Origin of the sequence: Nocardia sp. NPDC005366, from assembly GCF_040606855.1 — a bacterium.
Taxonomy (GTDB): Bacteria; Actinomycetota; Actinomycetes; order Mycobacteriales; family Mycobacteriaceae; genus Nocardia.
Map to the genome: position 1 here is coordinate 137,026 of NZ_JBEXFQ010000016.1, position 23,158 is coordinate 160,183.

General features: G+C 64.8%; 22 protein-coding genes, 2 pseudogenes and 1 other annotated feature. Of the genes and pseudogenes, 16 read left to right on the forward strand and 8 right to left on the reverse strand.

What is annotated here, in order from left to right:
- Positions 1 to 6 precede the first annotated feature (6 nt).
- The 4 genes from ABZS43_RS19910 to ABZS43_RS19925 all read left to right on the forward strand — a co-directional run bounded on the left by ABZS43_RS19910 (position 7) and on the right by ABZS43_RS19925 (position 3,644).
- A complete protein-coding gene (locus ABZS43_RS19910; RefSeq protein ID WP_355037386.1) occupies positions 7 to 144 on the forward strand; it encodes a hypothetical protein in 138 nt (45 codons plus the stop codon).
- Positions 145 to 371: 227 nt separating this feature from the next.
- Complete coding sequence (locus ABZS43_RS19915) at positions 372 to 1,331, forward strand: fumarylacetoacetate hydrolase family protein (protein WP_355037387.1); 960 nt, start codon at positions 372 to 374, stop codon at positions 1,329 to 1,331.
- Between the two features lie 29 nt (positions 1,332 to 1,360).
- Positions 1,361 to 2,302 carry a C-terminal binding protein gene (locus tag ABZS43_RS19920; RefSeq protein WP_355037388.1) on the forward strand — a complete coding sequence of 314 codons (942 nt, stop codon included), beginning with the start codon at positions 1,361 to 1,363 and terminating at the stop codon, positions 2,300 to 2,302.
- A gap of 97 nt (positions 2,303 to 2,399) precedes the next feature.
- Positions 2,400 to 3,644: a phosphotransferase gene (locus tag ABZS43_RS19925; RefSeq protein ID WP_355037389.1), complete on the forward strand. Its 1,245-nt coding sequence runs from the start codon at positions 2,400 to 2,402 to the stop codon at positions 3,642 to 3,644.
- A 59-nt stretch (positions 3,645 to 3,703) separates the two neighbouring features.
- Here the strand turns inward: ABZS43_RS19925 and ABZS43_RS19930 are convergent.
- Positions 3,704 to 6,550, reverse strand: a pseudogene (locus ABZS43_RS19930) (Tn3 family transposase); the annotation flags it as partial.
- A gap of 272 nt (positions 6,551 to 6,822) precedes the next feature.
- On the opposite strand from ABZS43_RS19930, the gene ABZS43_RS19935 reads away from it, so the two are divergent.
- On the forward strand, positions 6,823 to 7,083 hold the full coding sequence (locus ABZS43_RS19935; protein ID WP_355037390.1) for a hypothetical protein: 261 nt from the start codon (positions 6,823 to 6,825) through the stop codon (positions 7,081 to 7,083).
- A gap of 1,854 nt (positions 7,084 to 8,937) precedes the next feature.
- Here the strand turns inward: ABZS43_RS19935 and ABZS43_RS19940 are convergent.
- Positions 8,938 to 9,195 carry a hypothetical protein gene (locus tag ABZS43_RS19940; RefSeq protein ID WP_355037391.1) on the reverse strand — a complete coding sequence of 86 codons (258 nt, stop codon included), beginning with the start codon at positions 9,193 to 9,195 and terminating at the stop codon, positions 8,938 to 8,940.
- A 227-nt stretch (positions 9,196 to 9,422) separates the two neighbouring features.
- On the opposite strand from ABZS43_RS19940, the pseudogene ABZS43_RS19945 reads away from it, so the two are divergent.
- A pseudogene (locus ABZS43_RS19945) lies at positions 9,423 to 9,629 on the forward strand (GyrI-like domain-containing protein); the annotation flags it as partial.
- 95 nt (positions 9,630 to 9,724) lie between these two features.
- On the opposite strand, the gene ABZS43_RS19950 reads toward ABZS43_RS19945, so the two are convergent.
- Positions 9,725 to 10,057, reverse strand: a complete 333-nt coding sequence (locus tag ABZS43_RS19950; protein WP_355037392.1) for an Lsr2 family protein — start codon at positions 10,055 to 10,057, stop codon at positions 9,725 to 9,727.
- Between the two features lie 173 nt (positions 10,058 to 10,230).
- On the opposite strand from ABZS43_RS19950, the gene ABZS43_RS19955 reads away from it, so the two are divergent.
- From ABZS43_RS19955 to ABZS43_RS19970, 4 genes are all read left to right on the forward strand, one after another.
- A complete protein-coding gene (locus ABZS43_RS19955) occupies positions 10,231 to 10,398 on the forward strand; it encodes a hypothetical protein (RefSeq protein WP_355037393.1) in 168 nt (55 codons plus the stop codon).
- Between the two features lie 182 nt (positions 10,399 to 10,580).
- Positions 10,581 to 10,778, forward strand: coding sequence for a transposase (locus ABZS43_RS19960; RefSeq protein ID WP_355037394.1), 198 nt, complete (start codon positions 10,581 to 10,583; stop codon positions 10,776 to 10,778).
- Positions 10,775 to 10,903: a hypothetical protein gene (locus ABZS43_RS19965; protein WP_355037395.1), complete on the forward strand. Its 129-nt coding sequence runs from the start codon at positions 10,775 to 10,777 to the stop codon at positions 10,901 to 10,903. The genes ABZS43_RS19960 and ABZS43_RS19965 overlap by 4 nt, the downstream gene beginning before the upstream one ends.
- Positions 10,864 to 10,992: a sequence feature (AL1L pseudoknot), on the forward strand. It overlaps the preceding gene by 40 nt.
- Positions 10,900 to 11,289 (forward strand): hypothetical protein, encoded by a 390-nt coding sequence (locus ABZS43_RS19970; protein WP_355037396.1) that lies wholly within the window; start codon positions 10,900 to 10,902, stop codon positions 11,287 to 11,289. (Overlaps the previous feature by 93 nt.) Before ABZS43_RS19965 ends, ABZS43_RS19970 begins: the two co-directional genes overlap by 4 nt.
- 178 nt (positions 11,290 to 11,467) lie before the next feature.
- On the opposite strand, the gene ABZS43_RS19975 is transcribed toward ABZS43_RS19970, so the two are convergent.
- The gene (locus tag ABZS43_RS19975) at positions 11,468 to 12,160 is read right to left on the reverse strand and encodes a TetR/AcrR family transcriptional regulator (protein ID WP_355037397.1); all 693 of its coding nucleotides are present in this window, start codon (positions 12,158 to 12,160) and stop codon (positions 11,468 to 11,470) included.
- 115 nt (positions 12,161 to 12,275) lie between these two features.
- Here ABZS43_RS19975 and ABZS43_RS19980 point away from each other — a divergent pair, with 115 nt between their 5' ends.
- Entirely contained in the window at positions 12,276 to 13,673 is a 1,398-nt protein-coding gene (locus ABZS43_RS19980) for a 4-hydroxyphenylacetate 3-hydroxylase N-terminal domain-containing protein (RefSeq protein WP_355037398.1), read from the forward strand.
- A gap of 21 nt (positions 13,674 to 13,694) precedes the next feature.
- On the opposite strand, the gene ABZS43_RS19985 is transcribed toward ABZS43_RS19980, so the two are convergent.
- From ABZS43_RS19985 to ABZS43_RS19995, 3 genes are all read right to left on the reverse strand, one after another.
- Positions 13,695 to 13,949: a hypothetical protein gene (locus tag ABZS43_RS19985; protein ID WP_355037399.1), complete on the reverse strand. Its 255-nt coding sequence runs from the start codon at positions 13,947 to 13,949 to the stop codon at positions 13,695 to 13,697.
- A 201-nt stretch (positions 13,950 to 14,150) separates the two neighbouring features.
- Positions 14,151 to 14,315 (reverse strand): hypothetical protein, encoded by a 165-nt coding sequence (locus ABZS43_RS19990; protein WP_355037400.1) that lies wholly within the window; start codon positions 14,313 to 14,315, stop codon positions 14,151 to 14,153.
- A gap of 1,016 nt (positions 14,316 to 15,331) precedes the next feature.
- Positions 15,332 to 16,816 carry an FCD domain-containing protein gene (locus tag ABZS43_RS19995; protein WP_355037401.1) on the reverse strand — a complete coding sequence of 495 codons (1,485 nt, stop codon included), beginning with the start codon at positions 16,814 to 16,816 and terminating at the stop codon, positions 15,332 to 15,334.
- A gap of 530 nt (positions 16,817 to 17,346) precedes the next feature.
- Between ABZS43_RS19995 and ABZS43_RS20000 the strand changes: the two genes are divergently transcribed.
- The 4 genes from ABZS43_RS20000 to ABZS43_RS20015 are packed head-to-tail and all read left to right on the forward strand — an operon-like array spanning position 17,347 to position 18,977.
- Positions 17,347 to 17,520 carry a hypothetical protein gene (locus ABZS43_RS20000; protein ID WP_355037402.1) on the forward strand — a complete coding sequence of 58 codons (174 nt, stop codon included), beginning with the start codon at positions 17,347 to 17,349 and terminating at the stop codon, positions 17,518 to 17,520.
- Positions 17,517 to 18,272, forward strand: a complete 756-nt coding sequence (locus ABZS43_RS20005; protein WP_355037403.1) for an SDR family NAD(P)-dependent oxidoreductase — start codon at positions 17,517 to 17,519, stop codon at positions 18,270 to 18,272. Before ABZS43_RS20000 ends, ABZS43_RS20005 begins: the two co-directional genes overlap by 4 nt.
- Positions 18,273 to 18,283: 11 nt before the next feature.
- Positions 18,284 to 18,820, forward strand: a complete 537-nt coding sequence (locus ABZS43_RS20010; protein ID WP_355037404.1) for an AMP-binding protein — start codon at positions 18,284 to 18,286, stop codon at positions 18,818 to 18,820.
- Positions 18,801 to 18,977 (forward strand): hypothetical protein, encoded by a 177-nt coding sequence (locus ABZS43_RS20015; RefSeq protein ID WP_355037405.1) that lies wholly within the window; start codon positions 18,801 to 18,803, stop codon positions 18,975 to 18,977. The genes ABZS43_RS20010 and ABZS43_RS20015 overlap by 20 nt, the downstream gene beginning before the upstream one ends.
- A gap of 89 nt (positions 18,978 to 19,066) precedes the next feature.
- Here ABZS43_RS20015 and ABZS43_RS20020 read toward each other — a convergent pair whose 3' ends face one another.
- The gene (locus ABZS43_RS20020) at positions 19,067 to 20,353 is read right to left on the reverse strand and encodes a MaoC family dehydratase N-terminal domain-containing protein (protein WP_355037406.1); all 1,287 of its coding nucleotides are present in this window, start codon (positions 20,351 to 20,353) and stop codon (positions 19,067 to 19,069) included.
- A 102-nt stretch (positions 20,354 to 20,455) separates the two neighbouring features.
- On the opposite strand from ABZS43_RS20020, the gene ABZS43_RS20025 reads away from it, so the two are divergent.
- Entirely contained in the window at positions 20,456 to 22,969 is a 2,514-nt protein-coding gene (locus ABZS43_RS20025) for a GNAT family N-acetyltransferase (protein WP_355037433.1), read from the forward strand.
- The last annotated feature ends 189 nt before the right edge of the window (positions 22,970 to 23,158 follow it).

Genomic DNA, 23,158 nt, shown 5'->3' on the forward strand with positions numbered 1-23,158 from the left:
GTCCTGATGGAGCGCGGCACCGCGATGGAGTACGGGCCCTCGATCCACGGCATCGGCGAGCAGAACTTCCTCTACTTCCGCGAACCGAGCCTGATGCGCGTCGAACTCAACTCCGGCGGCTACCGCAACTACGTGCCGGACTGAGATGCCCCACCTGGAGGCCGTCGGAGGGCTCCAACAGCCTCTACCGCAACAGCGCAATGCCGCACTCGATGACCGAATCCTTCCCGGCCGCCGACGGTTTCACCGCCACCGAAGAGGGCGCGTCCGACGAGATGCAGGCCGAGTTGCTCAATCCCTACTCCGAACAGGGCCGAGGCTGAGTTTCGCCGAGGACCGCTGTCACCGCCGACCCGGACGAGGATCTGGACATGAAATTCGCACGCCGCCGCACTCCCGACGGCCCCATCCTGGCCGTCCTCGATGAGACGCAGTCGCTGGTCGATCTCGAGCCGGGACTCGAGCTGCCCGAGTTGCTCGGCGTGCCCGGGCTGCTGGGCGAGGTCGCCGATCGCGCACTCGCGCGGCGTCTGACGGTGACCGACCTGGCGTCCGCGGAGTTGCTGGCGCCACTGCGTCCTTCGACGTTCCGGGATTTCTCCACTTTTCCGGCACATACCGAGGGCATCGTCAAGCTGTTCGATCCGGCCGCGAAAATTCCGGAAGAGTTCTGGGAGATCCCGACTTTCTACTTCTCCAATCCCTACGCCGTCACCGGGCCATTCTCCGACGTCCCGATCCCACCGGGATGTCGCGAGTTCGACTTCGAACTAGAGGTCGGCGCTGTCATCGGGGCGGCGGGCCGCGACGTCGAGGTGAACGCCGCCTCCGCGCACATCGCCGGATACGTGGTGATCAACGACTTCTCCGCCCTCGATATCCAGTTCCACGAGATGCGGCTCAGACTGGGACCGGCCAAGGGCAAGGACACCGCCACCGCGCTCGGTCAATTCTTCGTCACCGCAGACGAATTGACCGGCCGGACCAGCGGGCCGTCGTTCAACCTGGGCATGCAGGTCGCGGTCAACGACGACATCATCGGCACCGACAGTCTCGATCAGATGGCGTGGAGTTTCCCCGCGTTGGTCGCCTACGCCTCGCGCGGCACCTGGGTCCGGCCTGGGGACCTGATCGGCTCGGGAACCTGCCGCAACGGATGTCTGGCCGAGTTGTGGGGCAGACACGGCCGTGGCGCGTTCTCGCCGTTGAAGGTGGGCGATGTCGTCACGACCACGGTCGATGTCCTCGGCGGAACGCGCAACCGCATCATCGAAGAGGCCGCGGTGCGGCCGGTGCGGCCCTGGAGGACGGCGGGAGTTACCGCATTCTGATCACCGACCATCCCGCCGAGACCATCGATGTGGAACGCTCGGTGCTCGAGCCCTGCGGAGTGGAGCTCGTGGTCGCCGACAGCACCGATCCGGCGAGGTTGGCGGCGCTGGCCGCCGACGTGGACGCGATCGCCACCTGCTTCGCCCACGTCACCGCCGAGGTTCTCGACAACGCGCCACGCTGCCGTACTGTGGCGCGCTTCGGGGTCGGGGTCGACAATATCGATGTCGCGCGCGCGAGCGAATTGGGCATCGTCGTGACCAACGTGCCGGTCTACTGCGTCGACGAGGTTGCCGACCACACCCTGATGCTCATGCTCGCCCTGGCCCGCCGCCCGATGGCGTTCGGCGTCGACACGGCGGCGGGCAACTGGAATCGCAACCTGCTGCCCGCCCCGATCAGGTTGCGCGACAAGGTCTTCGGCCTCATCGGGCTGGGCGCTATCGGCTCGGCGCTGATACCTCGCATCCGCGCGCTGGGGATGCGGCCGCTCACCGTGCGCCGCCCCGGCTACACCTGCGACGTCCCCGCGATGGACTCGGCCGAGGAACTGTTGCGCGTCGCCGACGTGGTCTCCTTGCATCTGCCGCTCACCGAGGCGACGCACCATTTCATCGGCGCCGACGAGCTGGCGCTGATGAAACCGACGGCGTTGCTGCTCAACACCGCACGCGGCGGTCTGGTGGACACCGCCGCGCTGACCGAGGCCCTCACCCACAAACGCCTTGACGGCGCCGGGCTCGATGTCACCGAACCCGAACCGCTGCCGAGGACACACCCGCTGCGGAGGATGGGCAACGTCGTTCTGACGCCCCACTACGCCTTCAGCTCCGAAGGGTCGATGGCCGACCTGTCCCGCGCCGCGGCCCGCAACGCCCTCGACGTGCTGACCGGCAAACTTCCAGCATCGATCGTTGATCCCGCAGTTCTCACCACACTGCAACTGCGGACACCGGAGCTGGCGCGATGACCGAAACGACGACCGCGCGCACCGTCATCGCGCACCTGCGCCGACGGGGCCTCGTCGCGGGCGAGGCCGACCCCACGGTCCTGGCCCTCGCCGGGGCGTGTCGAACGAGGTGGTCGCGGTCACCGGAGCGGGGATCGACGCGGTGGTCAAACAAGCGCTACCGCGCCTGCGGGTGGAACAGGAATGGCATGCCGACATCGGCAGACTCATCACCGAAGGGCAGGCGCTGGCGACGGCGGCCACCATCGACCCCACCGCACTACCGGCCGTTCTCGAATTCAGCGACGGATTCCTGGTCATCGCCCGTGCCCCCGAACACTGGCACCCGTGGAAAGACGACCTAATGGCGGGCGTTATCGACCCCGCCGTCGCCGCCCGTCTCGGCCTGTTCCTGACCCGACTTCAGCTCGCCACCGCCGAGCGCGATGCCGAGCTGCGCCCACGTTTCGGTTCACGGACCGCATTCGAGCAGCTGCGGGTGACACCTTTCCACCAGCAGGTGCGCATCCGCCATCCCGATCTGGCCGCGCCGATCGACCGGACGCTGACCGCCATGGCCAACACGTCGACCTGCGTGGTGCACGGCGATTACTCGCCGAAGAACATCCTGGTCGGGCACAGCGCCGAGGAGCTGTGGGTGATCGACTGGGAGGTCGCCCATCTGGGCGATCCGGCCTGGATCCTCGGCCATCTGCTGCTCAAGACCATCCATCAGCCCGCACACGCTACGGGCTACCACGCGGCCGCCACCGCCTTCCTCTACGCCTGGACCGCGGCGCGCGACCCCGCGCAACTGATCCGCCAGACCGCCGTCCTGATACTGGCGCGCATCGACGGCCGCAGTCCCGTCGACTACTTGGACGCCGCGGGCCGCGACACGGCTCGGACCCTCGGCCGACATCTGCTCCTCGCCCCCCGTTTCGATCTCCGACGCTTGGAGGCTCCTGCCATGACCGATCCGAGTCTTCGAACAACTCGCCGTCGCCGACGCGAACGCCCCCGGACGCATCGAAGCCGTCGCCGGGCGAGGCTCCTCCACCATCACCTTCGACCTGTTCTACCACGACGAAGCCGACTACGACATGCTCTTCGCCTCCAAACTCGACCTGCTGTTGGCGGTCAACGCGGGCGAACACGTCGATTTCACCGGCCCGCACCGATGGTCTTCGCCGGCAGCCCCGACGACATCGCCGACCGCGTCATCGACCTGCACGAACTCCTCGGCCACGACCGACAGATCCTGCAAATGGACGTCGGCGGAATGCCCCACACCGAACTGCTACGCAGTATCGAACTCCTCGGCACCGAAGTCGCGCCCCGAGTACACAAAGCCCTGGACTGACCCGACCTCACACCACGGCCCACCGCCTCCGTCACCGTCACCGCGATCGGCGACACCGGTCAGAACAAGGTGTCGCGCACGCGCAGCGGCCGATACCCGGTAGGGCCGAGCGCGGCGAGTCGGCGTCGATGTCGACCTCGATCGCGCCGAAGAAATTGATGTTCTCGCTGTGCGCGGGGCTGATGTGCGCGAGCACGTCATCGTCGACGCGTCGTCCGGCCCGGCGCATCTGCTCCACGGCCAGCCCGTAATACTCTGTCGTCCAAGCGATCACGGCGTTCGTCGCCAATGTGAGGCACCAGGCTTGTTCGGTCTGCCCGTCCAGGTGCCGAGCCCGGATCATGCCCTCGGGGGCATACAGCAGGTCCCGGCGCAGCGCGTACAACGATTCGCCCTTGTTCAGCTGCCGCGAGATCTTGCGCCGATAGTCCGGATCGGCGAGGTAGCGCGAGTACGTAGATCGTGCGCCGCAACGCCCCGTACTCCTTGAGAGCCGCCGCCAAAGAGTTCTGGCGACCCGAGGCCGAGAGTTTCCCGACCAGCAGCGACGCGGTGGCGTGCCCGAACTTCAACGACCCCGCCAACCGCAACAGATCGTCCCAGTGCTCGGCGATCAACTCCATGTTCAGTTTCCGGGTCATCAACGGGCCCGTACGCGGGAACCGCGCCTCGACATCGGTACGCGGACCGGGCCGGGCCGGGCCGGGCCGGTAGAGAGTGATGCGGCCCAGGTCGCGGATCCGGGGCGAGAGCTGCAACCCCAGCAGGTCGAACAATCCGAAGTTCACGAGGCTACATCGCCGTGGGTGTCGGTGGCGTGTTCGGTGATCGGCAGATCGGTGGCGTTGCCCAGGATCTCGTCGAGGACGTAGTGGGCTTCACGTTTGGTGGCGACGATGATCTTCGTGCCGTAGGTGGCGTGCTGGTCGGTGACGTGGGTGTAGGTCGACAGGCCCTCGTTGGCGAAATAGCGGCTCAACGCCCGCGCGGTGATCGACTTGCCGCGCGTCGGGAACCGTTGTCCGTCACTGGAGGACAGGGTTCCGGCGCCGAACACCGCCGTCAACGGCAGCCGTTGGTGGTAGTCGATGACCGCGAGATTCGCCGCTCGCAGGGTCTCCTCGCGCACGTACCACTCGCTGGTCCAGGCCAGGATGTCGTAGGAGATCCCGCACACCTCACCCATCCGGGTGAGTCAGAGATTGGTCGAATAGGCGAGCAGCACCGCGATGAGGTTGCGTTTCAACTCCGGGGTGCGGGCCTGTTTCCCGGAAGCGTGGGTGAAACAGTCCAGGTAGCCGGTGCGTTTGTCCAACTCGATCAACAGAGACACGATCGGGGCGAACGGCAACATTTCCGTGAGCTCCGCTTTCAACGCGATCGCCTCGGCGGGAACGTCCTCGGCGGTCAACGGCGAGATCACCAGATCCCCGCCCTCGTCCACACGCACCGGGCCCTCACCGTCGGCGAGCACCTTTTCCAGTTCGGTGACCGCGCCGTGCAGTTCGGCGGTCACCGCCGCCAACGCGACGGCGGGATCGGCGTAGCGGCGCGATCCCGGCACGAACACATCCCCGCTGCGCAACCCCTCACGTAGCCCGAGCAGCACACACAACTCCCAATAGTGCCGATATGCGGTGGCGCTACCGGACTTTCGCGCCTCCTCGAGATAACCGCGCCACTTCGTCGGCACGGACCCCGACGGAGCCTCCTCAGGCACCTTGCGGGCGCCAGTCGCGTTGAGCTCACGCAGCATGTGCACGGCGATCAGCAACTCCGTGGCTGCGGTCCCACCGGCGAACCTCACCGTCGCCAGCACCGCCGGAGTGAACTGACGCAGATACGAATATGAGGCATCCAGGGCGGCCAAATGCCCGTGATTACGCGGCAACCGCGGCTTGGCCTGTGCGACCGCCGCCCGCAGACGTTCCCACCCGATCCGCTCACCACGGATCAGGCCACCGATCTCCTCGTCCCCGATCCCGAGATCGGTGACGATCGCCAGGAGATCATCGAGCAACCCCTGGCGGTCCTCACCGGTCTTGCCGCGTTCGGCCAACTGCTGCTGCATACGCCGTTCGGCGGCACCGAATTTCGCCGAGATCGCCTGATCGAACAACCCCACCACCTCATCGAGCACATCCGTGCCCGACTGCGCCAACACCGTGAGCAGGATCGGATACCGGCGTTGCGGATCACGCCGCTCCAACGCTTGGCCGGTCAGGCGGCGGCCCATCGTGGCCAGGAACCGACGCCGCTCCGCCGGCAGCACCGACATGTCCACCGTGTCCGCGCCCAACCCGCGTAGGAAACCCAGCTTCTCGACTTCCGCGCGCACCGCAGTCGCCGACGCCTCCACCGGCCCGGTCGCCAGCCACCGCAACCGCGTCATCCCGATCGAGGCGTCGTTGACCAGCAGCGCGTCCAGTTGCGCGCACCGCGCCGGAGTGAACTCGTGCGCCAACCGGTCATAGGTCTCGGCCTGGGCTCGGCCGCGAGCGTGCGCGACCCGTTCCACCATCATCACCGGACCGGGGCGGATCACACGCGCCGAGAACAGATACTCACACCCGAGCCGGAACAACAGCGTCGGGGAATCGTGTTCCATCGCCCGCGCCAGCAGGAACTCGTCGAGTTCCTTGACCTCCATCGTCCCCGCCGCCCGCCACCCCAGATACCGCGCCGCCAACCGCACATGCTCGGTCCGGGTCTTCGCCCGCCCCCCCATAGGAACCGATCTCGACCGGATCCACTCCCAACCGATCTGCCAACCGCGCCACCGCCACCGGCGGTGCGGTCACCAGACGATCCGGAACGAACCCCAACCACGGCAACGTGCACAACGCGATCGCCAACCCCAACCGATCCGCCGGACCCCGACCACGCCCCGGATCCACGAACGCCACACCCTCCACCACACCGACCGACCACAACCCCGGCCAGCAAAGCACCCCACGGCCACATCCGCAGTCCGAAAACCCAGCCCTACCAGCCGACTACGGCATATTGTCGCCCGAAATTCGGCCGATGCTACGGCTACCCCAAATCGCGGCGATGGATTGCCTCCCGCTGTTTCGGTCGATTCAACAAGTCCCGCAATGACCGGTGGGTGTTCGGCGACCGCGTCAGCGGCGTCCATCTCGACCGATTCGCGTGGACGTAGATCGTTAGGCACACCATGGTCACCGGCTGGGCATCTCCGGACGACCCGACACTGACCCGGCATCGGACCGAGCGGCGACGCAAGCAGCAACCTCCACTACTGGCACCGTCCACCATGCTCCGCATCAAAGCGCAGCATGGACGATGCCCGTTCTGCGGGGACTACCTGCTGTTCTCCGACCACGAACCGCGATCCCCCAGCCAGTGGAAACAGTGGTTCACCACGATCCGCACGGCGATAAAGCGTCAGCTCATCGTCGACGGAACCAACGGTTAGCCAAACGAGTACTACCGCCTCATCCATGCCCACTGCCGCCGTCGGCATCCTGCCGATACACGCACGGGCACCATCAGTTCGGCGAAGTCGGCGCGTCCTAGCGGCCTGCTTGAGCCGGTTGTGGGGGAAGCCCGCATGGCCGGTTCTGAGGGGGCGGGAATCAGCAATGGCCCCCCGCTACCCGACCAATCCGCTTTCGACCGCCGCTACTGTCGCCTGAGCACAGCACGCCGCAGAGGGCGGCAATCCACAATTCGCAGACTCTGGTCTCACGAATCCGGCTGCCGTCCCTCCGCCCACACCGGCTATCCAGGCGTTTGCCTGCCTCGACCGAACACTCCTAGAACGATAGTGGAGTTCTCTATCGCGGCAACTTATACTCGCTGCATACAAGAATATGATTACCGAGCACCGGTGGCACGTCTCGATGTATTGGTGTGTGACCGGGTCGATGATGACGGTACGCGTGCGAGCACGCGATGGAGGAACGCGCGACCGGAAAGGTCGACCGTTTCACCGCGAATTCGACACCGAGGCCGCTCGATGACTCGCCACACGGTTTCTGACGGTCCGCGTGCCGCCCGCGAATCCGATACCCAAGCCAGGTGTCGCGGCTCACACACCGCCTCGAACGGCCGATGATCGGTGGATTACACCGTATCCTTGGGAAGTTCGACGCTCATCAGTCACCGTCACTCCAGGGTGGCACACCCTTCGGCTCGTACCGTCATATGACGCGTCGCGCGGCGGGCTTCGTGGACAAAATGGAAACGCAGACGATCGGCCCCCGCGGTCTGTCAACCGACACTGTCGACATCCACCGATGGAGTGGTCGCCGATTTCGCCGCCTACCGCCGTCGCGCATACGGACAGGTGTCGACCGTGGGCACGCTGCACGCAGTCGCACGGCCCGCGTCATGACCTTGACACTTATGGTCCCAGTCAGGATTCATCCCCACCCGCGCGAGGACCGCACCTACGGGCGCGACGCACGCCACCCGTCGACCGCGCTTGACCAGCCGTTCAGGCCCATCATCGGCGTGAGAGAGACCGCCGCAAAGCCGTCGCGTGGTTACGTAGGACCACCGGCAACTGCGCGAAGTCGACCGTGTCCATGGTCCGCTCAACTACTTTGCGGATGAGCGCGGCGCCGCTGCCTGGTCCACATGAAACGTCACAATCTCCTCGGCGGCTCGATTCTGCGCTGATCTGATCACGTAGAGCCGCGAGGTGACGATCACGGGCATTCTCGAATAACGCATCACCGCCGGACGAAAGCTGTCGACCGCTACCGCGACGGCAAGTTCTCTGACGACAGCGAGTAATGGCAGATCGGTGCACTGCCGGACCGGAGACGTCGATCGCTGATCTGGATGCCGTTGTATATTGCTAACCCATCCAGCGCGCAGCGGAGACACCGCGTTAGCCGACGGCGGCGCAACGCGAGTCCGCCGAAACGAGTGCCCTGAAACACCGAAATGGCTGATCCGGCACCCGGGACGCTGCATCAGTGCCGTCATGAGGCCGACAACTGCGGCTTGGACAGCGGCTGAGGCCAAGAACCACCAGACTACAAATTGCCATACCTGGGTATGAACGGGGCCGGTAGCCTCGCCATCCACACGCTGCCCAGAAAGGGCGAAAGGTCTTCGAGGTCCGGCCCCACCGACACCCGAAACCAGCGGTCCGGTGGCACACCCGCACACCAGCCTTACCCGGTCAGCGCCTCCGTGCTGGCACGCCTGATGGATATCGAGAGCGGTGATCGTTGCATCGAGAGACGCACGGAGGGTTCAGCGAGCGGCCTCGCAGAGATGGACCGGTGGCAAAACCGGCATCGTGCTGCGGGCCGACTCAGCCAGCGGTGAGGCTTTCGGGGGTGGACGACGCGGCGAAGCCCGGCCAGAGCTCTGCGGGTATGGGGCGTTCCGCAAGTTGGGCCGACGCACCCTCTTCCTCCGCAAAGCCCAGTTCGATGTCGACTACCTCCGCCACATCACCACCAACCCCACCGCAGAGCCGGAGATCATCGAGCAGAAGCCGATGATCCTGGTCGGGATGCGCACCCGATTCTTCGGCGTCGACAACGAGAAGTACAACATCGCAGACCAAATCCCGCCCCTATGGGACGCCTTCCTCACACGGATCGACGAGGTGGAGCACCGCAGCGCATCCGTCGGTTACGGCGTGATCCGCTCGGAGAGGCCCTCGCAGCGACCGCCTCGTTTACGACGCCGCCGTCGAGGTCTCGAGAATCGACATCCTGCCCGAGCACATGCTCCGATTCGACGTACCCGTGACGGCTCGCACCGAAATCGGCGAGCGTCGTCACCCGCCGCACCTACGCACACTTCAACCACCACGGCCCTGCCACCGACCTGAACCTCACTGTGAACTACGCCTACTCCACCTGGTTGACCGGCTTCGACCATCGCCACACCTGCGGCCCCGACCTGGAGATCTACGGCGACCGATACCAGCCCGCCAGCCCAGAATCGATCATGGGCTACGCCATCCCTATCCGCCCGAGACCGCAAATCAACTAGCAGAGTTGCTATGACCTGACCAGCCGCTGACCTGCGACCAAGGCATGCTCGACCTGGCTATCCTGCTCATTGGGCTTCGAGGATCGACCCCGCGCCTATTTGTTCGCGATCTGGTATGCGTGGGCGAGTTCGGCCGATATCCGCCCCCGGCGCGAGACCGTCATGCCGTTGGTACGCGCCCATTCACGGATCCGATACGACTCCGCACGGTCGGAGGCTGGTCGTGCCTGCGCCTTCCCTCGTGGAAGAGAACTCGTCCGGCGGGCATGGGATGTCCATCGCTCGAAAACATCACGCAGTTCGGCACCGTTGAGCACTGACAGATCGATCTCGTAGGACACGCCGTCGACAGCGAAACACACGGTCTCCTCCGCTGCGGACTGGTTGTCGTAGTCATCGACCAGTTCGATCGTGACTTTGCGCGCCATACGAATTCCTCCACCGATTCGCGACCGAACAATAGAGGTCATCCTAGCCGAGCCGCGGTCGGCCGAACTCGGCCGGACCCAACCGCTGACACCCGATCGGGGCGGACCCGACTATCGGCGCGTTCGTTCTTCTACGGTAGACAGCGACAGAACCGGGTCGAGAGAGTGAGCAGATGGACAGCCCAATCGAGGTAAGCGAATATCGCAGCCAGGTCCAGATCGCCGACGATATCGTCTATGCGGCCCGCCGGATCATCGAACGCAGCACCGATTCGAGTATCACCGCCGAAGCACGCAGGATCGTCCACCTCACCCAACAAATCGATCGCCTCCAGAAATAGGCGCTCACCACACCTCCGGTGTCAACAGCACACCAACCTACTTCTGGGACACTGACTTTCAGCACATTCTTACCCGCGCGCATAGCCGTCTGTATGTCTCCCGCATACGGTTCCGTTGGTCAGGCGGCGGGAATGAATCCCCGGCTTGTCTGGAGACTTCGTTCCTTGGGAAGGATGGAGTCATGTCAGGATCGTCGAAGAGGTACCCGCCCGAGCTTCGTGAACGGGCCGTGCGGATGGTCGCCGAAGTCCGGTCGCAGCATCCCTCGGAGTGGGCGGCGATCGCCTCGGTCGCGAGCAAACTCGGGATCGGGTCGACCGAGACCCTGCGGAACTGGATCCGTAAGGACCAGGTCGACGCCGGCCAGCGACCGGGGTGAGCACCGATACGGCAGCAGAGATGCGCCGATTGCGGGCGGAGAATCGAGAACTGAAGCGCACCAACGAAATTCTTCAGTCGGCGTCGACCTTCTTCGCGGCGCAGCTCGACCGCCGAAACAAGTGATCGTCGACTACATCGACACCCACAAAGAGGAGTTCGGCGTCGAGCCGATCTGCAGAGTGCTCACCGAGCACGGCTGCCCGATCGCGCCGTCCAACTACTACGACACCCGCAACCGTCCGCCATCCAAACGCGATATCCGTGACGAACACCTCGCCGCCGAGATCACCCGTGTCCACGCCGAGAACTACTCGGTCCGGTCAGGAGGAAGTCCACCGATTCGGCAGGACGGCGGCCGCATCAGCGCGGTGCAAAGGATGGCGACGGCACCGAAGGCGAAGACGGCTCGCCAATCGAATTGGGTGAGCGGGACTCCGACGATAATGCCGCCGAGGGTTCCGCCGATCGGCTGGCGCGCGGTGTCGAAGTTGATCGCGGTGGAACGGTGACCCGCGGAGGAGTATTCGGCGACCATGACATTCAGGCAGGCCCGCAGCGTCCCGACGGATCCCCGCTCACCCTCCGGGCCATGCCTCTCCTAGCGGCAAGCCCGAGGGGCTCCCCGCTCGACGCCAGCAGGTAATGCCGGCGGCGATGCGCGAAGCCTTGTGGATGCAGGACACCACCTTACCGGCATGCTATCTCGGATCCACTGTGTTCGTGCTGCTGCTGCTGGTCTTCGCCGGTATGCTGGCGATCCGCTCCGGCGCCGAGGGCTGCCACACGCCGAGGAGCCTGCACTAGCGCGAGACCCAGCTCGACAAACTCCTCGGCGACACGTTCCGGCGACAGCGTCCCGTTGGGGTCGAACCATGTCGCGATCGATGTGCCCATCGTAAGGATGCCGCGAGTAGCGATTTCGAGGTCGCTGACCTCGAAATCGCCTGCGTCTACCCCTGCTGCGACCAGGTCACGAAAGACTTGTTCGTGTTCATCACGCCAAGCCACCACCTGTTCCCGGTGCCCCTCGTCGAGGCTGCGGATCTCCGTGGCGCCCACCAGCGCATCATCGCGGCGCAGGGCGTGAAAGAGCGCCCAAGCGTAGATTGCGGCCCGGAGGCGGTCGGTCGGTGAACTACCGGCTCCGGCGATCGCCTGCGCGGTTCCGACACGGGCATCCGCCAGCGCGGTTGTCATGATGGCGACGAGGATGTCCTGCTTGGACGCGAAATGGTGGTAGAGCGCGGCCGAAGTCATCCCCGCCTCTGCGGCGATGTCACGAATCGAAGTTCCGAAGTACCCGCGGCGAACCATGCAGCGCGCGGCAGCCGCCAGCACTTTTGCTCGCCCGTTGGTGCGCCGTGCATCGCTCTCGCTCATCGCTCTACACGTCCTCGTTGTGGGATTTCACACGCTGGCAGATATCTTATCAATCGATAGGTTATCGTTTGATAACTCATATTAACGGTTTCGTAAACGAACAAGGAGCGTGGGCATGGGTTTGCGGAGAGTCGATGATTACCTGGCCGCGCTGGTGGACGGTCGCAGAGTCATCTACCAGGGCGAACACGTCAAGGATGTGACCCGGCATCCAGCACTCGCCCTGGCGGCACGGCACTCGAGCCTGTGCTACTCCATCCACGACAGCCATCCCGAACTCGCGGTCACCGAGATCGACGGCGAGCCGACGTCGTACTTCTGGATTCCGCCGACCACCCCAGAGGATCTGGTCCGCCGAGGCAAGCTGATCGAGCAGGTCTCCCGGCTGGGTGGCGGCACGATCGTATTGAAGGAGGTCGGCTCGGACGCACTGTTCGCGCTCCTTCGCGCCACCACCGGGCAGGGCAACGAGAACGCACGAGCTTACTTCGAACACGTCCGGCGCAACGATGTCGCGCTCTGCGTCGGACAGACCGACGTCAAAGGCGACCGTTCGCGCGGCCCGTCCCAACAGGCCGATCCCGACCTCTACCTGCGCATCGTCGATGAAGACGAGGACACCATCACCGTGCGCGGGGCGAAAACGCATACGTCGTTCTCGGCCAACGCCGACGAGATCATCGTCATCCCCACCCGCGCGATGAGCCAGGCAGATACCGACTATGCCGTGGCCTTCGCCATTCCGATCGACACCCCCGGTCTCACCTTGTATGTCTCGCCGTATGCCGATGGCCCGGTCAACGATTTCGAACATCCGCTGTCGTCGCGGCACAAGCTGCTGGAATCTCTCACCGTATTCGACGATGTCCGCGTGCCGAAGGACCGGGTATTCCTCAACCGTCAACCCGAACTGGCCGGCCCGCTGGCGCTGGCCTTCGTGGACTTCCACCGGTTCACCGCCATCAACTACAAGCGGCCCCTACTGGATCAGATCGTCGGCGCGGCCGTGCTGATGGCCGAGGCCAACGGGATCTCCGGCGCCGGTCATGTAAAGACCAAGATCACTGAATTGATCACGTGGTCCGAGACCGTACGCGGGCTGACGGACCTCGCTGCCATGCGGGCCGTAGAAACTGAACACGGTGTATGGCGACCGGATCCGCTCGCGGTCAATATGGCGAAGTATCACTTCGCCCATGGTTTCAGCACCGCCACTACGCATCTCATCGATCTGGCGGGCGGCCTGCTCATCACCGGCCCTGGTGTCGGCGATTGGGAGAACCCCGAGGTCCGGGCCGTACTCGAGAAGTACTACGGGGGTGCGGTCTCCGGGGAGGAGCGACTGCGCATCGCGAACTTCATCGCCGATCTCGCCGTCCGGAACTACGGCGGGTACCAGCGTGTACTCGCCACCCATGCCGAAGGTTCGTTCGAGGCCGAGAAACTGCAGATCTTGCGTTCCTACGACGCCGGGCCCGCGACAGCCTTCGTGCGCGAACTCGCCGGTCTCTGAGGCATCCCAGCTCTTGGGTTGTCAAGCCGCGGCTGTTGTGGTCGGTGAGTGTGCTACCCACGCGGTGGTCTCGGCGCAGTGCGTCCTGGTTTTCAGGCAGCCGTGGAGGATGCCGACAAGCCGGTTGGCGACATGGCGCAGTGCGGCGCTGTGGATGAGGCCCCGAGCTCGTTGCTTGTCGTAGCAGACGCGGGCGCCGGGTGAAGCTTTCAGCGCGCAGAAGGCTTGAGTGAGCACTGCGTCGACGAGGCGGTCCTGGTGAACGAACCGTGCCACCACGACCCTCGATTTCCCCGATACGCGGGTGATCGGGGAGGGCGCGGCATAGTTCTTGCGCGCTTTCGCGTTCGCGTAGCGGGGTGTGGTCGTCTCCGACCTCGGCGAGCACCCCGGCCCCGAGAACCACGCCCAGTCCTGGCTGGGACAGGATAATCTCAGCGTCCGCGTGCCAGCCGAAATGGGCCTCGACCCCGCTGTTCAGGGTTTCGCTTGAGCGTCGAGGGTGACCAGCAACGCGACCGTGGCTTTGGTGCCGGCCGCGTAGGCGGCGGTGATCACCGGCGCCCGGCCCAGTTGCTGCCCGCGCAGGATCGCCTGGATCCCCCGCGGCTCTGGCCTGTAGGTCGCCGCGGCGACCGGCACGTTTCAACGCGGCTTCGATCTGGGTGACCTACATCCGGGCCGCGGTCCGCGGGTCAGGGGCCCAAGCGAGTAGTTCGAGGGTGTCGCGGGCGTCGAGATCTTCGAATGCTTCTATCGCTGCCACCGGTGGCGAGTCTGCCCGATCCGTCGACCGCACGGACCCGCTAGTTGTACGGTACTATTCATCGCCCCTTGGTCGCTGAGTGGACCCGGCTCGCCCCGCGGCGCAGGGGCGGCCCGATTGGAGGATCCCCATGCCCACTTCTGTCATCATTTCCGGTGCGTGCACACCTAAATGTGGTGGCGTCCACGGGGACCGCTGACACCGGAGGAACTGGCCGACCGGTACGAGACGCTGGCATTAGCGATCGTCGAATGCCGGGACGAGTCAACTGCAGTTGCGATTCAGCCGTGAGACCAGCTTCGGACCAAGGACCTCTTGTCGGCTTTGCCGACGGCCACTATCGGCAGCGAGTCGACGATCCGGATCGTTTTCGGGGTTTGAAGCGCTCCCCCGGGATCGCGTACATGGTGAGCGAGTCCTTCCGGGGCTAGCTGAGGTATCCGGGCGCAGAGAGCACCGCAGAGAGCACCAATGCGGCGGTCACGGCTTCGCCCCAGCGGGCGTTCTTCCACAGTTTTGAAAACGGCCGCGCTAGACTCAGCGGGATGGCAGCTGAGTGCGTCCTCAACTTCCTGGGGGGTAGATACTGAAGCCGCCGCTGATGGTCAGATCCTGTAGCACGATCAGGCGGTCAAAAAGCGGATCGGCGCCGCACCACTGAAGACGCCTCGACGAGTGATTCCTGAGTCCGTTGCACTGTCACCGATTTAGGTGGGTTGTCGACCATTTTCGTAGCACAGTGAGAAGTCGCGAGCGAGCAGTATTCCCGCAGGTGTTCGACCGGCCAGGCGGCATTGATGGTGGCAGGTCGTGCTGAGAATACGTCTTCAGGGTAACTTCGGGTTGACGCTTTGGCGCAAGTGTACACCGTCGGTTGTTCGTCGGCATGCCCTCATTCCCACCACTGATCTAGCGCGCCGAGATGCTTGACCATCCGTCTCCGCGCTAGTGACGCGTCTTTCCCCATCATCGCCTCGACGATGGAGCTGTGCGCCCTGTCCACCGCTTCGCTGATTTGCTCGTCATCCATCAGTTCGTGGGCACTCCTCTTGGAGTGCCGGTCCCAGACGTTGACCAGAATCTCCAGGAAATGAGAGAGGATCGGGTTTCCGGCGATTCTCGCCAACTGAAAGTGAAAGTCAAGCGAAAGCGGTCCGATCTCGTCGCGCGCTGTGCCGATCTTGACCCGAAGGCACTCCTGCAGCGCACGCTGTACCCGAGGCTCTTCGATGCGCTGGACAATTGACTCCACGATGCCGGTTTCGATAGCCACCCGGACCTCGCGGAGCTGATCGGAGCGAACTCGCTGGAACTCCAAGTAGATTGCCATCGAGTCGATGCAGGCAGCGGGACTCGGTTCCGTGATTATCAGCCCCCCTGCCGGACCTCGCCGCATCCGTGCGATTCCGTGATATTCAAGGAGTCGAACGGCTTCTCGAAAGACTGCTCTGCTGACACCGAATCGCGCCTGCAGTTCGGGTTCTGAACCGAACACCGCACCGGGTGTGGACCCACTGGTGGCGATGTCTTCCAGAAGCTGCCAGGCCACGCGTTCGGCCAGCTTCACCTTCTCGGACGAGGCATAGTCTGGTGCCGCGCCGGCGCGGTCGATGGGGTGCTGTCGGGCCGAGAGCATCCAGTCACGGATTGCCTGCAGGTGCCGCACTGTGCGCCGCTCGGCGACGGACACATCGCCGGCGACGACGGCCTCGACGATGCTCCCGCGAATGGCGTCTGATTGCGCTGACAGGGCCGTAGCCTCGCTACCAGGGGTCCTTGGCGCGGTGCCGTAGCGGACGGTCAACTGACTCAGGACCTCGATGAAAACACCCAGGGCAGGATTGCCGGATAGCGTCGCGAGCGTTCTATGGAGGTGCTCTCGCTTCGAGGTCTCGACCGCGCCGTAGCTTCGCTCAGCGATCAGAACCTGGCGCAGAGTGGCAACTTGGCCCTCGTTGATGTGCTCGGCGGCAAGCCGCGAGGCCAACGGTTCGAGCAACAAGCGCGCGGACAAAACGTCCTCGACCGTCGCGCCCACATACTCCATGTAGACGACTACGGCGGCGGTGAGAGGCGCCGCATCCGGTTCCTGCAGAATCAGCCCTCCGTAGGGTCCACGCCGCATCACTGCGACCCCACGGTGCTCAATGAGGCGAATTGCCTCGCGAAGGACTGCTCTGCTCACGTTGTAGCGCTCACGCAGTTCCGACTCGGAGGCGTAGACCGAACCGACGTCCCAGCCGTCGCGGACGATGTCATCTTCCAGCTGAGTTGCGATGCGACGCGCAAGTTTGCGCTCATGCGGCCGTCCTCGGCTGTTGAGCATACCGGCGGGGACGACCGTCGATGGACCGAGCTCCGGCGTTGGGGAGGGCACGTCGTTTCTCCTGGCGTCGGGCCGTTCCGGCGGACGTGGCGAGGATGAACGCATGCCGGGCGACTAGTACCCGATAAGGATACCCGTAGAAAGCGATCGGATGATGGTGGGAGGCGGGCGCGGGATGGGGCGGCACGACGTTCGGAGCGCTGATCGGTTCTGGGGACTACGAGTCCGGTCCTGGAGATTCGATCGAAAGGGGGGATGAGCTGCCGCAACATGCCATCAAGTTCCCCTCGTCCTGGCGGGGGGGTGTCGAGTCACACCTGGATCGCGGTCACCCGGCCGGATCGGCTCCGGAGGCGACTTCCCTTTTTGCCTTCAATTAGGATACTCAATGGAGGTAAGCTGCCAACAGGCTTACCGGGTCCGGGCGGGTCATCCGCCACCCCGAAGGCAGGACAAATTACGCTCGCCCGCATCGGCGGGTGGCGACACAGCAGGGAGTAAGAGGAAGTGAACCTTACCGAAAGCGTTGTTATCGTCACCGGCGGAGCTGGGGGCTCGGCGAGGCAGCGGTACGCCAGTTGGTGGCCGACGGCGCCTCGGTCTTGATCGCCGATCTTGACACTGAGCGGGCCGACGAGCTCGTCCGCGAGCTGGGACCGAGGGTTCGCAGTCTTCGTACCGACGTCACTGACGAGGACGCGGTCCTCGACGCCGTAGCGGCCGCCCGGGAGATCGGCGATCTCCGGGGGCCGTGATAGCACACGGGGCCGGCGGCACCGTGGAGAAGATCGTCCAGCGGGATGGTTCCCCGGCGACGATGGACGGGTTCAACAGCACGATCTCGGTCTACCTCGCCGGCACCTACAACGTCTTGCGTCTCGTCGCGGCCGACCTCGCCAACAACTCACCTGATGAACGAGGTGAGCGCGGTGCAATCGTCGCCACGGCCAGTGGCACAGCTTACGAGGGTCAAATCGGCCAATCGGCCTATGCAGCCGCCAAGGGCGGCGTTGTGTCCTTGACCCTCGCGGCAGCGAGGGATGCGCTCGTCGTCGTCGACTCGTCGAACGAGACCGATGTGGTCGACTGGACGCTGACCCGGGACGCAGAGGCGACCGAGGCACCGGCGGAACGGATCTGGGCGCAACCGATGCTGTACACAGCCGGTACGACGGGCAGGCCGAAGGGCACGATCTGGCCCGTGTCGAATGCGGTGGCTCCGGAGACGGCCATCGGCGCGCACGCGTCGATCTTCGCGTTGCGCGGGATGGTGTACGACCCCGGCAGTGTGAGCCTGGTGAGCGGTCCGTTGTACCGCGGGGCGCCGGGGGCGTGGGCCACGATGTCGTTGCATCACGGGCAAACGGTCTTGTTGCCGGGCAGGTGGGACAGCGAAGGATTCCTGCAGTCGGTAGAGCGACATCGGGTGACCTCGGCGCAATTGGCGCCCATCCATTTCCAGCGTCTGCTGAACTCCCGCGCTCGGTCCGGGAGAAGTACGACGTGACATCCCTACGCGTGGTGAGCCACGCCGGCGCGGCCACGCCGGTCGAGGTGAAGACCGCGATGATGGAATGGTTCGGGCCGGTGTTGTGGGAGTACTACGCCTCGTCTGAGGGGTTCGGTACCTCTATCTCACCGACCGACTGGCTGGCACACCCGGGGAGCGTCGGGCGGTACGACGGCAACGGCGCCGCGATGCAGGTGCTCGACGACGCGGGCAATGAGCTCCCGGCCGGCGAGGTCGGGAATCTGTGGATCCGTAACCCGACGGGTGTGAACAGCGAATACCTCGGTGAACCGGAGAAGACTGCCGAGAGTCGTCGCGGCGATTTCTACACGGCCGGCGATCTGGCATACATAAACCCCGACGGCTGGCTTTACCTCGTCGATCGACGGACCGATCTGATCCTGTCCGGCGCTGTCAATATCTACCCGGCAGAGGTCGAGGAGGCACTACGCGAGCACCCGCGGGTTGATGACGTGGCTGTTGTCGGCTTGCCCGATGAAGAAATGGGGGCAACGGGTTCACGCCGTGGTGGTCGCCACCGGTGAGATCGACGACGCGGAGGCACTCATGGCGGACATCAAGACCTTCGCAGCGCGTTCGCTCGCCGGCTTCAAACTGCCCAGATCGTTCGAATTCTGTTCCTCGTTGCCGTACTCGCCGACGGGCAAGCTGCTGCGCCGGGAGTTGCGGGCGAAAGGTTGACCGACCCCGATCCTGCCGGCTGAACGGTCCGGTAGATCAGAGTGGTGTTCCGACCCGACGTGCCGGAACACCACTCCCGCTCCCTGCGCCTATCTGGCAGCTCTGCGCTTCTTCTCGGCGAGTTCCAGGTGGCGTTGCCACATCTGGTTCGTCGTGCGCGCGATCTTGACCGGTACCTCCGGCAGGAGGGTGGCGCCCCCGCCGCGGGACGGCAACGCGATCGTGGCGTCGGCGAACGAGGTCTCGACACCGCGCTGATTCGTCATCTTCAGCGACAGATCGACGAGGAACAACCCCCCTTCCTCGCGTTTGCCCGTCACCTCACCAGACAGCTGCTGGACGTCGCCGTGGTAGTTGAACTTGCGCATCGAGTCCTGCTGGCGCACCACGAAGGCGTCGTCGCCCGCCCAATCGGACAGGTAGTGCGTGAACCAGGTCTCGCGCATCACGCCGTAGTCGTACGCCATGGGATTGCCGATCGCCTTCGCCCAATCGGAATCCCAGTGCAGGCGCTGGGCGACGTCGGGTACCCCGAGATCATCCTTGACGAAGAACGCCGGAATGCGTTTGCGGTTCTGATAGGCCAGCCGCGAGGACTTCAGGCCGTAGGGGACGAAACCGTAACCGCCGGCGTGGAAGGCGATCACCTCGGTGGTGGTCAGCGGACCCTTGAGCATCGGGGGCAGGGTGTCGCCCACTGTCACGTCGTCGTAGAAGCGGGGATCGGCGCCCCGTCGTGTCTCCGAGGCATAGATCTCGTCGAGAGCAGCGATGTCCTCGTCGGAGTAACGAGCGGGTTCGATCGACAGGTTCTTGCCTCGTTTTTTCGCGGTCTTGCGTTCGGTGAGCACCTGCAGGATGCGGTGCACACTGACAACTTCTCCGCGTTGGTTGAGCTTGACGTCACGCCGGACGCGGATCACCGAGCGGCCGGCGAACTCCGATTCCTTGACCTCCACTGACTCCTCACCGTTGTAGGAGTACAACCGATCGCCGGGATAGATGGGGCGGTACCAGTCGGTGGCTCCGCCGGACACGAATGCGTGGATTCCCCGGAACAAGCTCTTGGCGAGTCTCTTCGCATCTTCGGGCATCGGGTCGCCGTACATGGGCGCGCCGATGATCTGCGACATGCTGTTGGGCGCGATCTGGTCTCCCCAGCGCGTCGTGGTGCCGTAGTCCTCGTCCACGTAAAGAGGGTTGTCGTCCCCGACGCCCATCGCGAAGTTGCGGATCGAGTCGTAGGTCGCTGTCGAGATGAGCTCGTGATGCTTGCTCGCCAGATTGATCCCGATCAGGCCCTTGGCGCGCTCGATATCGTCATCGAGCAGCTCCGCGCCCGTGTTCTTCTCGAATTCCTCGTCGATGTCTACCACTGCCCACCTCATTCTTCTTCTCTGTAACCCGGTATCGTTATTTAGTGTACTTATTGACGGTCTGGCTGGGAAAGCCTCCCGGTCGAGCGGACTCTGTTGCAGGTGAGCGGTCGGCTACCCGCGCGGGTTCGGCCCATTAGAGTGGCTGATATGACGGAGTATCCGGCCGACTTGGAGCGTCCCGGACTGTTGCGAGACGGCAGATCGATCTTGATCAGGCCGGGCACCGTGCGCGATTCCGACGCCGTTCTCGACTTCTACGGGCGCCTGTCGCGGCGCTCGGTGGCGTTCCGCACCCTCGGTCCGGTGGTGACGATGGATCGTGCCAGCACCGAGGAATTCCTCGACAATGATTTCCACGGCCGTCTAGTGCTTCTCGCTACTCTCGACGATCGCGTGATCGGGATGGCCGACTACACCCGTTCCTCGGAAGACCGGGCCGACGTCGGGTTCACAGTCGAGGATGCGTTCCAGGGCATGGGGATGGGCGGATTGCTGCTCGAACACCTGGCGGCAGCGGCCCGCGATCGGGGGATCACGGTCTTCGACGCCGATGTCCTGGCCGAGAACCTCCCCATGCTCCGGACATTGCAGAGTTCCGGCTACCGTGTCGAATTCGGTGAGCCGGGCTCCGTCCAGCATGTCGACGTCGCCATCGACCCGCAACGACGTGTGCTCGCGCGATCGGACCGACGTGAGCGCGTCGCGATCGGATCGTCGCTCGGGCTGTTCTTCGCTCCGAAGTCGGTGGCGGTGATCGGTGCCAGCCGCAAACCCCGCACCGTCGGAAACGCCTTGTTCCGAAACCTGCGCGAAGGCGGCCTCGACGGTCCGGTATACCCGGTCAATCCGAACATCACCGACATCGACGGTGTTGCCTGTGTGAAGTCGGTACGCGAGTTGGACTCCGTGGACCTAGCCGTCGTCGCGGTACGGGCCGACATCGTCACCGAGGTGCTGCAGGAATGTGTGGACAGCGGCATCCGGGCAGTGATCGTCGTCAGTGCGGGGATGGAGTCCGGTCGCGACGCGCAAGAGCTCGTCCGCCTGGTGCGTGGCCACGACATGCGGATGATCGGACCGAACTGCATGGGGGTGGTCAGTCTCAGCGTTCGTGGGTCGGGCGACCTGGTCGCGACCTTCTCACCCGCCGTGCCGCCACGTGGCCGCGTCTCCATGGTGAGTCAGTCCGGGCCCCTCGGGCTGGCCATCCTCGATCACGCCCGTCGACTCAATCTCGGATTCCGCGGGTTCGTGTCCCTGGGGGACTCGTTCGACGTGTCCTCCAACGATCTGTTGCAGTGGTGGGGCGGCGACCGGTCGACCGGAGTCGTCCTGCTACATCTGGACAAGTTCGGGAATCCCCGAAAGTTCGCGCGCGCGGCCCAGCGGTTGTCCCTTCGAAAGCCCGTGATCGCGGTGCATCCCGGGAGTTTCACCCGGTCTGCGCCATCGGGTGCGGACGAGGTCCCCACTGATTCCGACGCTGTGCTCGACGCACTGTTCTCGCAGACAGGCGTGATCCGGACGCGAACCATGCAGGAGATGTTCGACACCGCCTTGCTCCTGGCGAATCAACCGGTGCCCGCCGGTCCGCGGGTGGCCATTCTCACCAATGCCGCGGGGCCGGGCGCACTCACTCTGGGCGCGAGCCGTTCCGCCGGGCTCGTGTCTGCAGAACCAGCTTCAGCGACTCGTGAGGCACTCGACGCGATCGGCGCGACATCGTCGTCGAACCCGGTCGACCTCCGACCGGACGCCACGGCAGAACAGTATCGAGAAGCGCTGCGCGCGTTGCTGTCCGACTTCGGCGTGGACGCCGTCATCGTTCTCTTCCTCCCACCCCTCATCGACGAATCCGATTCGGTTGCGCAGGCTCTGGTCGCGGAAGCGGGCGCGGTGCCCACCAAACCGGTGGTGGCCAGTTTCGTCTCGACCGAGGGACTCATCGATGAACTCCGCGTTGACGATCGCCGCACCATTCCGTCCTACCGGTTCCCCGAGTCTGCTGCGACAGCACTCGGCCGGGCGGCCGCATACGGCAACTGGTTGCGCTTGCCGGTCGGGGTCGTGAAGGAGCCGCCGGGGATATCGGTGTCCGACGCCAAGAGTCTCGTCGCAGCTTGCGGTCCGGGTGTCATGAACTCCGACCGAGTGCGAGAACTGTTGGGCTGCTTCGGATTGGCCGTCATCGAGACGTCGGAGGTCTCGGCGACGCACGCCACCTTGACGCTACGTGTGCTCGACGACCCGATCTTCGGTCCGGTGCTCGCCCTGGGGTCGGCGCCGGAGATAGTCGACGTGTTCGGCGACGTGGCGTACCGGGTGACGCCGCTCACCGACCGGGACGCGCTCGCCATGGTGGAGTCGCTGCGCACCTACCCGGTCCTCGCCGGTCTGCGCGATGTCGAGGCAGTGGATCTCGATGCCGTCGTCGATCTGCTCATGCGGGTCTCCATGATGGTCGAGGTGATTCCTGAGGTCTCCTCGATACGAAGCGGAGCGCTGCGGGTCGGCGGGGTCGGCGAGAAGATCGGCTTCACGGACGTCACGATCTTGTTGAACGAGCCCTCGCAGGGACGGCCCGTGCGGGAAGCGACCGTCGATCGTTCGTAACCCGCGTGGCGTAATGCAGCCGCTCCTCCGGTAAAGTGCACTCAATGACGGGGGTCCAGGAAGGGTGCCGCAGTGAGAAATCCGGTGAAAGACCAGGTCGCCATCGTCGGCGTGGGCAGCACGCCGCACCTGAGGGAATCGGGCACGACGGCTCGCACTCTCGCTCTGCGCGCGTGCCGGGACGCGCTG

Excerpts from the sequence above, each read along its gene's own strand:
- ABZS43_RS19910 (WP_355037386.1), top strand. The coding sequence starts at position 7 with ATGGAGCGCGGCACCGCGATGGAGTACGGGCCCTCGATCCACGGCATC.
- ABZS43_RS19915 (WP_355037387.1), top strand. The coding sequence starts at position 372 with ATGAAATTCGCACGCCGCCGCACTCCCGACGGCCCCATCCTGGCCGTC.
- ABZS43_RS19935 (WP_355037390.1), top strand. The coding sequence starts at position 6,823 with ATGGTCACCGGCTGGGCATCTCCGGACGACCCGACACTGACCCGGCAT.
- ABZS43_RS19950 (WP_355037392.1), bottom strand. The coding sequence starts at position 10,057 with ATGGCGCGCAAAGTCACGATCGAACTGGTCGATGACTACGACAACCAG.
- ABZS43_RS19955 (WP_355037393.1), top strand. The coding sequence starts at position 10,231 with ATGGACAGCCCAATCGAGGTAAGCGAATATCGCAGCCAGGTCCAGATC.
- ABZS43_RS19960 (WP_355037394.1), top strand. The coding sequence starts at position 10,581 with ATGTCAGGATCGTCGAAGAGGTACCCGCCCGAGCTTCGTGAACGGGCC.
- ABZS43_RS19975 (WP_355037397.1), bottom strand. The coding sequence starts at position 12,160 with ATGAGCGAGAGCGATGCACGGCGCACCAACGGGCGAGCAAAAGTGCTG.
- ABZS43_RS19980 (WP_355037398.1), top strand. The coding sequence starts at position 12,276 with ATGGGTTTGCGGAGAGTCGATGATTACCTGGCCGCGCTGGTGGACGGT.